The sequence below is a fragment of the Paraburkholderia sp. RL17-380-BIE-A genome (assembly GCF_046028085.1).
GTDB lineage: Bacteria > Pseudomonadota > Gammaproteobacteria > Burkholderiales > Burkholderiaceae > Paraburkholderia.
The window spans coordinates 139,224-153,347 of the sequence record NZ_JARESQ010000015.1; the positions used below are offsets into that span (position 1 = coordinate 139,224).

15 protein-coding genes are annotated in these 14,124 nt (G+C 61.2%); 10 read left to right on the plus strand and 5 right to left on the minus strand.

The genetic code is table 11. The annotated features are described in order from the left end of the window. Nucleotides 1-47 precede the first annotated feature (47 nt). Entirely contained in the window at nt 48-494 is a 447-nt protein-coding gene (locus P0D68_RS24765) for a hypothetical protein (RefSeq protein WP_408182093.1), read from the minus strand. 226 nt (nt 495-720) lie between these two features. Further along, nucleotides 721-846 (minus strand): hypothetical protein, encoded by a 126-nt coding sequence (locus P0D68_RS24770; protein WP_286162082.1) that lies wholly within the window; start codon nt 844-846, stop codon nt 721-723. Nucleotides 847-1,113: 267 nt separating this feature from the next. Between P0D68_RS24770 and P0D68_RS24775 the strand changes: the two genes are divergently transcribed. The 7 genes from P0D68_RS24775 to P0D68_RS24805 are packed head-to-tail and all read left to right on the plus strand — an operon-like array spanning nt 1,114 to nt 9,130. Next, the gene (locus tag P0D68_RS24775; protein WP_408300859.1) at nt 1,114-1,947 is read left to right on the plus strand and encodes a fused MFS/spermidine synthase; all 834 of its coding nucleotides are present in this window, start codon (nt 1,114-1,116) and stop codon (nt 1,945-1,947) included. A gap of 20 nt (nt 1,948-1,967) precedes the next feature. Further along, the gene (gene hyfB / locus P0D68_RS24780; RefSeq protein WP_408300861.1) at nt 1,968-3,977 is read left to right on the plus strand and encodes a hydrogenase 4 subunit B; all 2,010 of its coding nucleotides are present in this window, start codon (nt 1,968-1,970) and stop codon (nt 3,975-3,977) included. Continuing rightward, nucleotides 3,974-4,924, plus strand: a complete 951-nt coding sequence (locus P0D68_RS24785) for a respiratory chain complex I subunit 1 family protein (protein ID WP_408300863.1) — start codon at nt 3,974-3,976, stop codon at nt 4,922-4,924. Before hyfB ends, P0D68_RS24785 begins: the two co-directional genes overlap by 4 nt. After that, nucleotides 4,925-5,584: a formate hydrogenlyase gene (locus P0D68_RS24790; protein ID WP_091802611.1), complete on the plus strand. Its 660-nt coding sequence runs from the start codon at nt 4,925-4,927 to the stop codon at nt 5,582-5,584. After that, nucleotides 5,577-7,037 (plus strand): hydrogenase 4 subunit F, encoded by a 1,461-nt coding sequence (locus tag P0D68_RS24795; RefSeq protein WP_408300865.1) that lies wholly within the window; start codon nt 5,577-5,579, stop codon nt 7,035-7,037. Before P0D68_RS24790 ends, P0D68_RS24795 begins: the two co-directional genes overlap by 8 nt. A gap of 3 nt (nt 7,038-7,040) precedes the next feature. Next, nucleotides 7,041-8,603: a hydrogenase large subunit gene (locus tag P0D68_RS24800; RefSeq protein ID WP_408300867.1), complete on the plus strand. Its 1,563-nt coding sequence runs from the start codon at nt 7,041-7,043 to the stop codon at nt 8,601-8,603. Continuing rightward, the gene (locus P0D68_RS24805) at nt 8,603-9,130 is read left to right on the plus strand and encodes an NADH-quinone oxidoreductase subunit B family protein (RefSeq protein ID WP_408300869.1); all 528 of its coding nucleotides are present in this window, start codon (nt 8,603-8,605) and stop codon (nt 9,128-9,130) included. The genes P0D68_RS24800 and P0D68_RS24805 overlap by 1 nt, the downstream gene beginning before the upstream one ends. A gap of 457 nt (nt 9,131-9,587) precedes the next feature. Here P0D68_RS24805 and P0D68_RS24810 read toward each other — a convergent pair whose 3' ends face one another. Further along, nucleotides 9,588-10,082 (minus strand): universal stress protein, encoded by a 495-nt coding sequence (locus tag P0D68_RS24810; protein WP_408300871.1) that lies wholly within the window; start codon nt 10,080-10,082, stop codon nt 9,588-9,590. 348 nt (nt 10,083-10,430) lie between these two features. Between P0D68_RS24810 and P0D68_RS24815 the strand changes: the two genes are divergently transcribed. Continuing rightward, nucleotides 10,431-10,763, plus strand: a complete 333-nt coding sequence (locus P0D68_RS24815; RefSeq protein ID WP_091808781.1) for a hypothetical protein — start codon at nt 10,431-10,433, stop codon at nt 10,761-10,763. Between the two features lie 148 nt (nt 10,764-10,911). Here the strand turns inward: P0D68_RS24815 and P0D68_RS24820 are convergent, their stop codons facing one another. Together P0D68_RS24820 and P0D68_RS24825 are read right to left on the minus strand one after the other, a co-directional pair. Next, nucleotides 10,912-12,273 (minus strand): ATP-binding protein, encoded by a 1,362-nt coding sequence (locus tag P0D68_RS24820; protein WP_408468760.1) that lies wholly within the window; start codon nt 12,271-12,273, stop codon nt 10,912-10,914. Between the two features lie 2 nt (nt 12,274-12,275). Continuing rightward, nucleotides 12,276-12,935, minus strand: coding sequence for a response regulator (locus P0D68_RS24825; RefSeq protein ID WP_091802624.1), 660 nt, complete (start codon nt 12,933-12,935; stop codon nt 12,276-12,278). 142 nt (nt 12,936-13,077) lie between these two features. Here P0D68_RS24825 and P0D68_RS24830 point away from each other — a divergent pair, with 142 nt between their 5' ends. Both P0D68_RS24830 and P0D68_RS24835 read left to right on the plus strand, forming a co-directional pair. After that, complete coding sequence (locus tag P0D68_RS24830) at nt 13,078-13,545, plus strand: PepSY domain-containing protein (RefSeq protein ID WP_091802627.1); 468 nt, start codon at nt 13,078-13,080, stop codon at nt 13,543-13,545. A gap of 108 nt (nt 13,546-13,653) precedes the next feature. After that, nucleotides 13,654-14,124, plus strand: a complete 471-nt coding sequence (locus P0D68_RS24835; RefSeq protein ID WP_087670468.1) for a DUF2271 domain-containing protein — start codon at nt 13,654-13,656, stop codon at nt 14,122-14,124.

A 14,124-nucleotide genomic window follows, 5' to 3' on the forward strand; every position in this document is an offset into this window, starting at 1 on the left:
AAATCGTCACAGCCGACGCGCCACGCCCGGACATAGCCACACAGCACTCAATGCATGGAACTTGCGGCCCTCTGCGCAAGGAAAGCGCGTAATTCCCGGTCCCATTCGTCATCCCGCACCGCAATGTCGACCGTGCCGAGTCGCTTCATATCCCGATCCAGATGAACCGCCCGAAGCGATTTTGGACGCAGTGGAGCACGAAAAAACTTCCCGTCGTCGTCCAGAAACAGACAGGGCCGCTGCCGGTATCGCGCCCCGAAAAGCGAGGTTGTGTCGTGGACATGGCGGGCCGATTCCTTCTGATACACGAAGATGACATTGATCCCGCAGTCTTCCAGGCTGTCGCAGATGTCGGAGAACCGGTACAGCATCTGGAATCCCCGCTCGCCCGCCCTGCCCACACCAATGACAATCAGTCCGTGACGGCCCATCAGGTCTCGCAAGAACCGGTGCGTGTAGTCGTGGGACAAAAGCGAAATACTGGTGTCAATCACGTCGATCTCCCCTCAAACGCAGCGCCCCGTCTCGCACGATCCCCGCATTCAGGCTCGCAAACACAAGGGGCGTGCCGGTCAATAACCAGCATTATCATTGTAGCGCACTCTAATGATGATCTTATTATCATAATATGTGCGTCCGCGTCAGGCAGACCGTTTCCATCCTGATGGTGGCTTCGGGCGCGGCGAGCGGGGCGTCACGAAGCCGCAGCCAGCTATTGCGCTAGCGGTCGAGCCAATAGATCCGTCCGCGCAGATCGTCGATCAGCGGCACGATCGCCAGCGCGATCAACAGTGCCGCGAGTGGAAATAGTCTGCTGGCATCAGGTATCGACTCCTGTGTTTGCATGCAACGAGCCGCGCCGGCGCATGCAGGAGCCGGAGCGGCAAGCTGCTTCTGAAATTCCATGCGTTATGTGAGGCTCGCGCCGTCAATGCCCGGAAGGACGCGGCGCCGCTTTTCCGCGGATGTCGCCGGAGCGGCATCGGTGGAACCATCTCGACAAAGCTGCTACGATGATAATGCCATTATCATAAACTGGTAACCCGATGCACCTTACCGCCTCGCAGATTCAACGCACGCACCCGGCCCAGGCAGTTTCCGGAGACGATTGATTTGTCGGCCAATCACCATCACTTCAGGCAGGCGCTGGCGGAACTGTTGAATGGCCCGCCCGGAAATCCCGTGCCCGTAGTAAGCGACGGGTTGCGCACACGGTCGCTGCGCTTCGGTCCATTGGGCATACAAAGCTCGATGGAGAAGCGCGACCCGTTCGAGCTCGACCTCCCGTACACACGGGCCATGATGACCTTCGGCCTCTTCCACCACGCCCCGCGAGACATCCTGATCGTGGGGCTGGGCGGAGGATCGTTGTCGAAATACTGCTTCCAGAAGTTTCCGTCGGCGCGGGTCACTACGGTCGAAATCGACGCGAATGTGATCGCGTTGCGTGAATTTTTTTTCGTCCCGCCCGATTCGGAAAGATTCCACATCGTGCATGCCGACGCGGCCGCGTATCTTTCACACCGGACGGGCATTGCCGACGTGATCCTGCTCGACGGCTTCGACGCAACGGGTCTGCCCGCTGCCCTGTCCAGCCAGTCGTTTTACGATTCTTGCCGTGCGGCGCTGCGCGACACAGGGGTTCTCGTGTCAAACCTGCTGAACAATGACGCCCGGCTCGCCACGCACCTCGCCCGGATGCGCCGGGCGTGCGACGCAAACCTGCTCCGCACCACGGCGCAGTGCGGGGCAAACGTCATCGCCGTCGGCTTCAAGCGGAGAACCGTGCCGGAGTGGGACGACCTCCATGCCCGCGCGAAGGCCTTGACGACATCGCTGGGTCTCGACCTGTGTCGTCACGTCAAACGAATGGAACATCATCACCGGGAGGAGTCTGATTCGGAGTACCCTTCGTCCGGCGAGCCTGCCGTCGAACACGACATCTGACAGCCCCGGAGACAACGGCGATGGAACACCTGCTGGTCATCCACTACGTGCTGCTGGTCGTCGCGGGCTGGCTGATCGTCAGCGTTCTGGGACTCGCCAGCCTGCGACGGACACGGGTGGTTGCGCACGGGCTGTTTCCGGTCGGCGCAGTGTTTGGCCTGGCTCTGTTCGGGCTGGGCCTGACCGGCGTTTTCGCCGGTCCTCAGGAAATCATCCTGCCGCTCGGGTTGCCCGACCTCCCCTTTCATCTTCGGCTCGATGGACTGTCGGCGTATTTCCTGGCTGTGCTCGGCGTGGTAAGCACGGGCGTCAGCGCGTTCTCCGCCGGTTATTTCCGCAAGGGTGAAGGCACGCCGCCCGGCTTACTCTGCTTCGAATATCACGTGTGCCTCGCGAGCATGGCGACACTGTTACTCGCGGACGATGCGTACAGCTTCATGGTCGCATGGGAAACGATGACCGTGTCGGCAGTCTTTCTTGTCATGACCAATCACCGCATCGCGGAGATCCGTCGAGCCGCTTACCTCTACTTCCTGATCTCCCATGTCGGCGCGCTGGCGCTCCTGTTGTGTTTCGGCCTGCTGCAAGCCAATACCGGCGACTATACGTTTGCCAACATGCGCGAACAGCATCTCGACGTATTCTGGGCCTCCGCCGCATTCCTGCTGGCGCTATTCGGCTTCGGCGCAAAGGCGGGGGTCTTCCCCCTGCATGTGTGGCTACCCGAAGCCCATCCGGCTGCGCCGTCACCCGTGTCCGCCCTCATGAGCGGCTTTATCCTGAAGGCGGGTCTGTACGGCATTCTGCGCACGGTGTTCGACTTGCTGCATGTCCAGTTGTGGTGGTGGGGAGTCTTCGTGCTGGCCCTCGGACTCTTCACCGCCCTGTTCGGCGTCGTGTTCAGCGCGATCCAGACAGACATGAAACGGCTGCTCGCGTATTCGTCGATCGACAACATCGGGCTGATGTTCGTCAGCATGGGACTGGCGATCCTGTTTCGCGCGTACGGCATGAACAGTCTCGCCGCGCTCTCGTTGACTGCGCTGTTCTACCAGATCGCCAGCCACGCAACGTTCAAAAGCCTGCTGTTTCTCGGCACGGGTTCCGTGCTGCATGCCACCGGCGAACGCAATCTCGGCCGTCTGGGCGGCTTGATCCGCGTGATGCCGTGGACCGCATGGGCGGCGCTCGTGGGCGCATTTGCGAGCGCCGGACTGCCGCCGTTGAGCGGGTTCGTCTCCGAATGGCTGTTGCTGCAGAGCTTTCTGTTCACGCCGGGCTTGCCGAACCCGTTCCTGAATATGGTGGTGCCGCTGGTCGCGGCGCTGATCGCGCTCGTGGCCGCGCTGGCAGGCTATACGATGGTGAAGTTCTTCGGCATCGTCTTTCTGGGTCAACCGAGAGAGAAGAAGCTGGCGCAAGCGCGCGACGCGAGCCGTTGGGAGCGCATCGGCTTCGTCTGGCTGGCGGCGATATGCGTATTGCTCGGGCTGCTGCCGGTGCAGTTCGTGGCCGTGCTGGACCGCGTCACCCGGACGCTGGTGGGAACCGGCATCGGCGAGGCCGTCGCGCGCAATGGCTGGCTGCTGCTCGCGCCCACCAGCGTAGACCGGGCCAGCTATATGCCGGCTGTTTTTCTGTTGTTCTTCTGCGCGTGCTGCGCGCTCGCCTGGTTACTGGTCCGCCGTCTCTACCACGGGCGCCTGAGGCGCGCGGCGCCGTGGGCCTGCGGCTATCCGTTCGTGACCGCTCGGATGCAGGACACTGCAGAAGGGTTCGGGCAACCCATCCGCGAAATTTTCACGCCGCTATTCAAGATCGAGCGCCGGCTTCCTTCGCCGTTCGACCAACACCCGGTGTACAGCGTCACCGTGACGGATCGCGCGTGGAGCCTGATCTATGCTCCGCTGGAACGGCTGATCATGCGCATCGCGGCATTGGCCGGACGGCTTCAGACCGGCCGCATTGCCATGTATCTGATGCATAGCTTCATTGTGCTGATCGTGCTGCTGATGCTGGTGAGACGATGATCACGCTTTCCGGACTGATTTCGCAGGGGCTCGAAATCCTGCTCGCACTCGCGGCCGCTCCGCTGCTCACGGGCTGGGTCAACATGTGCCGCGCCCGCTTACAAAACCGCCGCGCGCCGAGCATCTGGCAGCCTTACCGGATGCTTCACAAGCTGTTCAACAAGGAGTCAGTGGTCGCTAGCCATGCAAGCCCGATATTCCGTGGCGCGCCTTATGTTGTCTGGGCGTGCATGACGCTCGCCTGCGCGATCGTGCCGACGCTCTCGACCGACCTGCCGCTCTCGCCTGCTGCGGACGCAATCGCGCTGGTCGGCCTCTTCGCGCTGGCACGTGTAACGCTTTCGCTGGCCGCTATGGATATCGGCACCGCGTTCGGCACGCTCGGCGCGCGTCGCGAGATGCTGGTGGGTTTCCTCGCCGAGCCCGCCTTGCTGATGGTCCTGTTCTCGGCATCGCTCATCACGCAGTCCACCTTGCTGACCAGCATCGTCGCCACGCTCAGTCACCGCGAACTGGCAATCTATCCGAGCCTTGCTTTCGCGGGCATCGCGTTCACGATGGTGTCGCTCGCCGAGAACGCGCGTCTGCCGGTCGATAACCCGACTACCCATCTCGAACTCACGATGATCCACGAGGCGTTGATCCTCGAATATTCGGCCCGGCATCTCGCTCTGATGGAATGGGCCGCGAGTCTCAAGCTATTCGCGTACTCCTGCATCGGCGTTGCCCTGTTCATTCCGTGGGGCATTGCCGAAGCCGGCAATCCGACTGCGCTGCTGTTCGCCATCCCCGCGCTCTTCGTCAAGCTGCTGGTGGGCGGCGCTGTGCTAGCGATAGTCGAGACGAGCAACGCGAAGATGCGCATTTTCCGCGTCCCTGAGTTTCTCGCCACGGCCTTCCTGCTGGCCGTCATCGGGATGCTCGTTCATTTTCTGCTGGGGGCATGAATGCACGGATTCGCCACGCAGATCATCAACTTTCTGGCCGCCATCCTGCTGCTATTGTCGTTTGCGATGTTGAGCCAGCGCCGGATCCTGTCACTCATCCACCTCTACACGCTGCAGGGCCTGACGCTCGTATCCGCCAACCTGGTGCTCGGATACGTGACCGCCGACTCGCACCTCTACATTTCCGCGATGCTGACCCTCGTGCTCAAGGTCGGCCTGATCCCCTGGATTCTCTACAAGCTCGTGCAGCGGCTCAATGTCAGGACGGATGTCGAACCGCTCCTCAATATTCCCGCCACACTGCTGGTGGGCATCGTGCTCGTGATCATCGCGTTCAATGTCGCCTCGCCGATCAGCCAGCTCGCCTCGTCGGTCGCGCGCGGCACGCTCGGCATTGCGCTCGCCTGCGTGCTGCTGTCGTTCATGATGATGATCACGCGTGCGAAAGCGATCCCTCAGGTGATCGGCTTCCTGTCGATGGAAAACGGCCTGTTTTTCGCCGCGGCCGCAGCCACTAACGGTATGCCGATGATCGTCGAACTCGGCATTGGACTCGATGTGCTGGTGGGCAGCCTGATCCTCGGCGTGTTCATGTTCCAGATCCGGGAGCAGTTCGACAGTCTGGACATTCATCACCTGGAAAAACTCAAGGATGACTGAAGCCTGGGTACTGCTGCTGGTTTTCGGGATCCCGCTTTTCGCGGGCGCATGTCTGGCGCTCGTGGGACAACACCGTGTCGCGGCGGAACTCAACGTCGGGTTCAGTTTCCTCACATTCGCGGCCGCCGCGCTGCTTGCCGTGCAAACCGTGGCACACGGGCCTGCGTTCGCGCTGGGCAAACTGTTCTTCGTCGATCCGCTCAATGTGTTCCTCGTCGCCCTGACGGCTTTTGTCGGCTGGACCACTTCGATCTTTTCGAGACCGTACATGCGCATCGAGCGGGACCGGGGCAAGATGACCGGCCCTCGCATGCGCCTCTACCACAGCATGTACCAGCTGTTCATCTTTGCGATGCTGCTCGCACTGCTCACCAACAACATGGGCATTCTGTGGGTCGCCATGGAAGCCGCCACGCTCGCGACCGTGCTGCTGGTCAGCGTATATCGCACCGCGGCCAGCCTCGAAGCCGCGTGGAAGTACTTCATCCTGTGCGGTGTCGGCATCGCACAGGCGCTGTTCGGCACGATCCTGCTCTATCTTGCCGCGAGCCGGCAACTCGGCGGCGACGAGGCACTGCTCTGGACCAGTCTGAATGCGGTCAAGGGCAGTCTCGACCCGACCATCATTTCGCTCGCGTTCGTGTTCCTGCTGATCGGCTACGGCACCAAGGTCGGCCTCGTGCCGATGCACAACTGGCTGCCCGACGCGCATGCCGAAGGCCCCACACCGATTTCCGCCGTGCTGTCCGGCCTGCTGCTCAATGTTGCACTCTATGCGGTGCTGCGCTGCAAGGTGCTGGCCGATGGCGCACTCCATAACGGCCTGCCGGGAAACCTGCTGGTTGGCTTCGGATTGGTCTCGGTGCTGGTCGCCACCTTTTCGCTGTTCCGGCAAAAGGACGTCAAGCGGCTTTTTTCGTATTCGTCGATCGAGCACATGGGTCTGATGACATTCGCCTTCGGACTCGGCGGCCCCATTGCGACCTTTGCGGGGCTGCTCCACATGACGGTGCATTCGTTGGTGAAGTCGGCCATTTTCTTTACCGTGGGGCATGCGGCCCAGAAGGCTGGTACCCAGGCGATCGACGACATCCGAGGTTTGTTGCGTGTGAGCCCAACCGTCGGCTGGGGCATGATGCTCGGCGCGCTCGCGATCCTCGGCATGCCGCCATTCGGCGTCTTCGCGAGTGAGTTCCTGATCCTGACCACCGCGATGAGCAAGCTGCCGTGGGCCACGCCCTTCCTGTTGCTCGCGCTTGCTGTAGCCTTCGCGGCTATCTTCGTGCGCGTGCAAGGCATGGTGTTCGGCGATACGACGGCCAAAGTTCTTGAACACCCACCGGCGTTGCTGCCCGTGTTCGTCCATCTCGGCGTCGGGTTGATGCTGGGAGTCTACATTCCGCCCTATCTTGCAACGTGGTATCGGCAGGCGGCGGCCATGATCGTGGGGTGACACATGCGCATTGAGGCATTCGGGTTTTCCGACCTGGTTCGCCTGTCCGTGTTTGCGGGCAGGTCCTCGGCTTTTCTCGCACGTGTCGATTTTGACACCTGGAGCCGCACCGCCGGCACCGTGCGCGAGACGGGTGGCCGTCTGATCTCCCTGTGGGGTGCCGAAGAGACTCCGGGCACATTCACTATCTCTGTCGCTTACGCGATGGAAGACGGCATCTTGTGGCTTAAGTTGCCGGTAGGCGACGGGCATGGGCGCAGCGACGGATACCCGGATATATCGGCGCTCTTTCCGTGCGCGACACGCATGCAACGGGCCGTCTACGATCTGGTCGGGCTGCGCGCGATCGGCGCCGACGATACGCGGCCGTGGCTGAATCACGGCAACTGGCCTGCCGATTACTTCCCGTTGCAGAAATTGTCTTCCGGGACCGAGCAGTTTCAGATCCAGGAAGCGGACTATCCGTTCGTCCATGTCGATGGTGACGGTGTCCACGAGATTGCCGTCGGTCCGATTCACGCCGGCGTCATCGAGCCCGGACACTTCCGCTTCTCGGTCGTCGGCGAAAAGGTGTTGCGCCTCGAGGAACGGCTGGGCTATGCGCACCGGGGAATCGAGCGGCTATTCGAACACATGCCCGCGCTCGACGGACACCGTCTCGCAGGACGCATCGCCGGAGACACCACGGTCGCCTTTACGTGGGCCTATTGTATGGCGGTCGAGCGCGCGTTGAATGGACGGATTCCGCCACGCGCGCAGTGGCTGCGTGCGCTATTGCTCGAGCGCGAGCGCATTGCCAATCACCTGGGCGATCTTGGCGCGCTCGGCAACGACGCGGGGTTCGCGTATGGTCTCTCGCAGTTCTCCCGTCTGAAGGAAGACTGGCTACGCCTGAACAATCTGGCTTTCGGGCATCGCTATCTAATGGACCGGATCGTTCCCGGGGGCTTGTCAACGGACCTCGATGCGCGCTTCGTCACCTCGATGCTGACGCAGTGCGATCAGATCGACACACAAGTCCGCGTCATGCAGCGCATCTACGAGGATCAATCGGGACTGCAGGATCGCTTTGCAGGTACGGGCATACTTTCCGCAAAATTGGCGGAGCACTTCGGTGTGTGCGGGCCGGTCGGACGTGCGAGCGGCCGGAAAATCGACGTGCGTATCGATCACCCTTACGCGCCCTACCACGAGGTTCAGGTGCAGATGGTCAGCGATGACCGGGGCGATGTGGCAGCCCGGACCGCCGTCAGGTTCAACGAAATCTACGAGTCCACTCGGTTGATCCGGACCCTCCTGGCCGATCTGCCTGGTGGTGACATCGTCTCCCGGGTCGAATACAGTGGCTCGCCATCCTGCGGGGTCGGTTGGATCGAAGGCTGGCGGGGCGATGTATTCATCGCACTCGAGACCGGGCCAGACGGAACCATTTCGCGCTGTCACTGCCATGACCCGTCGTGGCAGAACTGGCCGGCTCTGGAGCACGCGATCATCGGCAATATCGTTCCGGATTTCCCGCTGATCAACAAGTCGTTCAATCTGAACTACGCGGGACACGACCTGTAATGTGGCAACTTCTCAAACAGATCGCGACAACCGGCACACCGACTCAACGCCTGACCGATGGCGATGAAGCATGGCGGTCCGAAGGGCACCGTATCCAGCAGGAAATACTCGACGTGCTCGGTCGGGCGCTATGCATTCGCGAGATTGATGCGGGCTCCTGCAACGGCTGCGAACTGGAAATCCATGCGCTCAACAATCCGTACTACAACATCGAAGGTCTGGGTATCAAGTTCGTCGCGAGTCCCCGTCACGCCGACATGCTGCTCGTCACTGGCCCGCTGACACTGAACATGAAGGAAGCAGTGCTGCGGGCCTACGAGGCAACGCCGCATCCGAAGCTGGTCGTCGCAGTTGGCGAGTGCGCCTGCACCGGAGGCATGTTCAAGGAAAGCTACGCCGTGTGCGGACCGCTCTCGAAGCTTTTTCCTGTCGACGTCACGGTGCCGGGTTGTCCGCCGCCCCCCATCGATATCCTGAGAGGCATTCTCGCCGCGCTTCGTGTGAAACGTACGATGCTCAAGCCATGATCACCAGCCGTGACATACGCCGCAGACAGTGTTCGTGGTTGAGGGTTCCGCGCGGGAACCAAGTGTGATGACGACTCCAGTACGCCACGCTGATGTTTATAAGGACCGTGGAACAGCAGTCGAAGCCCGCACCCGGTGCGCTTTTGCGTAGGGCCGGCCATACCGAAGAAGTAACTTCAGATCCAGCGTTGGCATGGTCAAGCGTCTTGACCCAGTGGGGCTCCTGCGCGATCTTTCTGGTAATTGTCGCGGTGTGGGGGCTGGGCAGCGCACGTGCCGACTGAATCCCGAACCCGCCCAGCGCGTCAGTCGACGTTTCCCGCGCATGGGTGAAAACCTGAAGTCCACAGTCACCGTAACCGGCCATCGCAGCGGTTCAGGCTATGGGGAAAACACGCACCGGGAAGGCTGCGACCAAGGCATGGGCTACGCTGTACGTCCGGAGCGGAGAAGGCTTTTATTCAGACGGCTGCCTGCTGGATTCCACAACATGGCCCGCACCGGTCTGCGTCGGCTCCCGGACGACGAGGACCGGGATCCGACAGTGCGTCAGCACCTTCAGGGTCTCACTGCCGAGCAATAAGGCACGCATGCCGCCTCGGCCATGGGATGCCATGACAATGAGATCACAGCTTCGTTGCGCTGCCACGCTGATAATCGCCTCATACGGGTGAGCGTGGTTTCTGGTAACCGTATCGCACTCGACACCGGCCTGGGTCGCCGCTTTTGTGACGGCCAGCAGATAGTTATCCGCATGCTGTCGAGTAACCTGAATGACTCGATCTTCCGTGTCGGCGATCATTTCGGTGCCATACGCGAGGACATGGAATTCTGGAATGACATGGAGCCCGGTGATCTTTGCGCCGCTTTCCGTGGCAAGCGTCACCGCCATCTGGATGGCAGCGTCAGAAAGTGTCGAACCATCGGTTGGCACCAGCAGATGCTTGAACATACGTTTCTCCCCGCGGCCAGGTCTGCTCGTCTTGAAGTCCTGCCAGAGCACACCGCTTGAGCCGGGCACACCTGAATCCAGGTGACTCCTTTCAGTATAGTCAGCTTTATGAAGCCTGCCAGGTCGACTGATTTGTGTGTCAAAGTGCCGCGCGTCAACCTCACCGAAGTCAGATACATTCGACAGGCATCCGGCGTCGTTCCGGGTTCGCTCAGCGCGCACCAGACGCTCGGCCTGCGGCTTGTCGCAGATCGTCCCGCCACTCGGCTGCTTCCTGCCGATGCGATGCAGCAGATCAAACGTTGGATCAACCCGGTCGTGGCTCAAGCATCTTCCCGAAAATCTGCAATGACGCCCATCAAGTTCATACTCCGCTACACGGCTGTGCCGTTCATGGCAATCGTCGCCGTCGTATCTTGGGCCTCACTTCACTCGTCTGCCGAAATCGATGCCCGACAGTACGCGGCATTATCAGGCGCCTATGCAAGCTTCCCGGTGGATCTCCGACGAGATATCAGACAGGCGCTGCAATCGGGGAAGCTGAGCAAGTGGGATTATTCGTCGCTGGTACGGGAATCCCTCAACGATGGAGTTGTTCTCGACTGGCCGTCCGACGATAAGGAGGACGTCGCTACCGAGCGGGAAAAGCTGGCTGCGCTCGTCAAGGCGGACCGACCCTGAGCCACGCCACTCACTGAGTTACCAGGATAGATACGCCACGCTCGTTGTCTGGGATGCCACCCCGTTTTATTGATAAGGCATCCATATTTATAGAAAGTGGCTTGGCCAGACCTGCTGTTTGCAGCAGTGGCCTTGATTTCAGCCCTGGCTAGCGGACTCTCTCGCGAAAGACTGGTGGCGAATCAGGTATTGCCAGTCCCTCCACGACGGCTTCAAAGCCGTCCGGCATGCCGGCGGCCGGCGAACCTAGCGTGAGTCGTGCGCCGGCCGCCTGGGCGATCGCATTGACGATTGCCAGCCCCAGGCCGCTTCCCTTCGCTGTTGTGGCCCCGCGTTCGAACGGCTGGCTCAGGCGCGCGAGCGTCTCCGAGGGTACGACAGGCCCCCGGTTCCGGACGCTCAAGGTGCCGCCGCTCGTGAGCATGATACGAACGGCCGTTGCGTCCGTACCGTGCTTGACGGCGTTTTCAATAAGGTTGCGCGCAAGAATGGCGAAAGCGTCCTGGTCGATTCGCGACAATACGGGTTCATCGGGCAGGCTCAGTGCGAGTTCATTAGATCGTGCAATGCGCCGGACATCGTCGACCACGAGTTGAAGGACGGGCCGCAAGTCTTGCGCGATATCAGAGAGGACGCGGGCGCCTTCTGCCCGGGCCAGTTGCATGAGCTTTTCGCTGAGTCGCACGAGCGTCTGCAAAGTGATCTCGACGTTTCGCGCACGTTGCTCGATTGGCGTGCCTTGTGCCTCGGCTATCAGGCGTTGCGTTTGCGCAAGTGCTGCGGCAATCGGCGTGCGAAGCTCGTGTGCGCTGTTGGCCGTGAAGCTGCGCTCGGCGCTCAGTGCCCGGTCAAGCCGCTGCATCAGGTCGTTGACCGCGTCAGCTATTGGCTCGATTTCCGTAGGCATGCCGGCCTTGGCGAGCGGAGTGAGATCGTCGCGACCCCTAGAGGCAACACCCTCGCAAAACCGGCTGATCGGACGCAATCCTGTCTTCACGATCAGCCACGTGCCGACGAGGCCAAGCAAGATGAGAACAAGGAGCGGCTCGATCACCGCAAGTGCCGCCCGGGTGCTGACGTGACGGCGCTCAACCAGGGGTTCCGCAATCGCGAGCAGGACCGTTCCTTGCAAGACCGTTTCCGTATAAATCCGGTGGCTGGGCGTCGACGTGAAGCCTGCCTTCAGATCAGCCGGGAAGACCCCAGGGTCCGCATCATGAGACTGCAGGACGGTCTTGCCGGTTTGGTCGCGCACGATATAGGTGAGCAACTCGTCGTGCGCGCGTACGGCCGCTACGCGCTGTCCGGTGCTGCCTTGCGTACTTAGATCAAGGATATCCGTGACGGCCAGCGGCACGAGCCGCTGCGCCGTCTCCTGCAAGGCGCTATCCGAGATCCGGTCGATTTCGTCTTGCAGGACATGAAACGCCGCTGCTCCTACAAGGAGCGACAGTGCGGCCAGGCCAACGGCAAGCGCTACTGCGAGGCGCGCCTGGAGGCTGTGCAGCATCGCTAGCACTGCCTGAGTTTGTAGCCGAGGCCACGCGCCGTCTCGATCAGGTCGCCCCCCAGCTTCTTGCGCAGCCGGCTCATGTGCACCTCGATGGTGTTGCTGCCGATTTCGGCGTTAAACGAGTAAAGGCGCTCTTCCAGCTGCGCCTTTGAAAGAATCATGCCCTGTCGCTGAATGAACGCCTCGAGCAATGCCCATTCGCTGGCGGTAAGGGAAATGGAACGGCCTTCTCGACGGATGCTGTGGGCGGCCAGATCGATCTGCAAATTGCCCAGTGTGACAAATGGGTTGGGATTGCCTGAATACCGGCGCGCAACGGCGTTGACGCGCGCGGTGAGCTCGGATAGATCGAATGGCTTGACAAGGTAGTCGTCGGCGCCAGCGTTTAATCCGGCGATGCGGTTGGCGACCTGGTCGAGCGCAGTCAGGATCACCACGGGTACCGAAGAGCCGGATACACGCAATTCACGCAGAAAATCGATTCCCTTGCCGTCCGGCAGCAGCAGGTCCAGCAGGATCAGGTCGTAGTTCGCGGCTTGCACGTAGCGCCGGGCGTCGCCCAGGGTCGTGACGTAGTCGGTGGAATGTCCGTCCCGCGTGATCTGGTCCCGAACGGCTTGGCCGAGCAGCGGATCGTCCTCGACAAGCAGTACTCTCATGCGATAGTCCCGGCGGTTGTTATCGCAAACTGTGCTACGCCAAGCTTACGCCAGGCTGAAGAAAAATCTTTTCGTTCGCAAGGCTGGCTTCAGGTATGGGCCGCATTGTAGAGCCTGTCAGGACAAAACCACACTCCCCGTCATGAAACGACCACCGCTCCGAAGAAGCATTGCCATCGTATCCCTTGTCGCGCTATGCGCTGGCGTCGCCCAACTGGCGCAGGCGGACGACGACTGCACCGCACCGCTCACGAACTGGAAACCGGTCAGCGAGATCGATGCGCTAGCCAGAAAACAAGGCTGGAACGTGAGTCGGGTCAGAACGGATGACGGTTGCTACGAGATCCGTGGACTCGACGCGCAGGGGCGGCACTTCAAAGCCAAAGTCGATCCGGCCACGCTCGCGATCATCCGGCTGAAAACCGATGGCGACGCCCAGGACGAGCGCCACGGTGAAGACGGCGGTGAGCACGAGGACCGGAGCGGCCCGCGACCGGCTGCGGCAGGACCGCGCGCGCCCAACGATAAACCGGGTAACGCGGCAAGCGGCGCGCAGCCATCCAATGGGCTATTGACCCCGGGGAGCCGGCCGCAGGTTCAGATCCGCTGACCTGCGAAAACCGTCGTCGCAACACACTTTCGTCATACGCAAATCAACGCTGACGCAGGGTAAGTGCGCCGTCTCGCCCGGCGTAGCCACTATTGAAGAGGACAGATCATGAAATACACATTCCCTATTGCTGCGCTTGCCGGTGCACTCGCGATTCCCTCGCTGGCGTTCGCCCGCCCCGTCACGATTGAAGCGCAATTAACCAATTACGGCGGTGACGGTGCGTACGTGGTGATGTACGTCACCGACCGGGCTGGCCGCTATCAGGGCACGCTGTGGATGGCAGGCGAGAAGGCGAAGTACTACAGGCACCTGAGCGCCTGGTACCGGATGACGGGAAATGGCGCGGCAAGGATCGACGGCATTACGGGTGCGAGCGTTGGTGCCGGCAGGACGCTGAAGGCAACGCTCGATCTTGCCGATACGCTAATCGACGCCGGCTACGAAATTCACGTGGATACCGCAGTGGAGAACATGAACGAGAACCCGTCCGAGGTGGTCGTTCCATTGACGACATCGGGAACCGGAAAGTCTGTCAGAGGGCGCGGCTATGTGAAGGCGTTTCGCTATACGTTGTGA

Coding starts and splice junctions, on each gene's coding strand:
- P0D68_RS24770 (WP_286162082.1), bottom strand. CDS start 846: ATGCAAACACAGGAGTCGATACCTGATGCCAGCAGACTATTTCCACTC.
- hyfB (WP_408300861.1), top strand. CDS start 1,968: ATGGAACACCTGCTGGTCATCCACTACGTGCTGCTGGTCGTCGCGGGC.
- P0D68_RS24785 (WP_408300863.1), top strand. CDS start 3,974: ATGATCACGCTTTCCGGACTGATTTCGCAGGGGCTCGAAATCCTGCTC.
- P0D68_RS24790 (WP_091802611.1), top strand. CDS start 4,925: ATGCACGGATTCGCCACGCAGATCATCAACTTTCTGGCCGCCATCCTG.
- P0D68_RS24795 (WP_408300865.1), top strand. CDS start 5,577: ATGACTGAAGCCTGGGTACTGCTGCTGGTTTTCGGGATCCCGCTTTTC.
- P0D68_RS24800 (WP_408300867.1), top strand. CDS start 7,041: ATGCGCATTGAGGCATTCGGGTTTTCCGACCTGGTTCGCCTGTCCGTG.
- P0D68_RS24805 (WP_408300869.1), top strand. CDS start 8,603: ATGTGGCAACTTCTCAAACAGATCGCGACAACCGGCACACCGACTCAA.
- P0D68_RS24810 (WP_408300871.1), bottom strand. CDS start 10,082: ATGTTCAAGCATCTGCTGGTGCCAACCGATGGTTCGACACTTTCTGAC.
- P0D68_RS24815 (WP_091808781.1), top strand. CDS start 10,431: ATGACGCCCATCAAGTTCATACTCCGCTACACGGCTGTGCCGTTCATG.
- P0D68_RS24820 (WP_408468760.1), bottom strand. CDS start 12,273: ATGCTGCACAGCCTCCAGGCGCGCCTCGCAGTAGCGCTTGCCGTTGGC.
- P0D68_RS24825 (WP_091802624.1), bottom strand. CDS start 12,935: ATGAGAGTACTGCTTGTCGAGGACGATCCGCTGCTCGGCCAAGCCGTT.
- P0D68_RS24830 (WP_091802627.1), top strand. CDS start 13,078: ATGAAACGACCACCGCTCCGAAGAAGCATTGCCATCGTATCCCTTGTC.
- P0D68_RS24835 (WP_087670468.1), top strand. CDS start 13,654: ATGAAATACACATTCCCTATTGCTGCGCTTGCCGGTGCACTCGCGATT.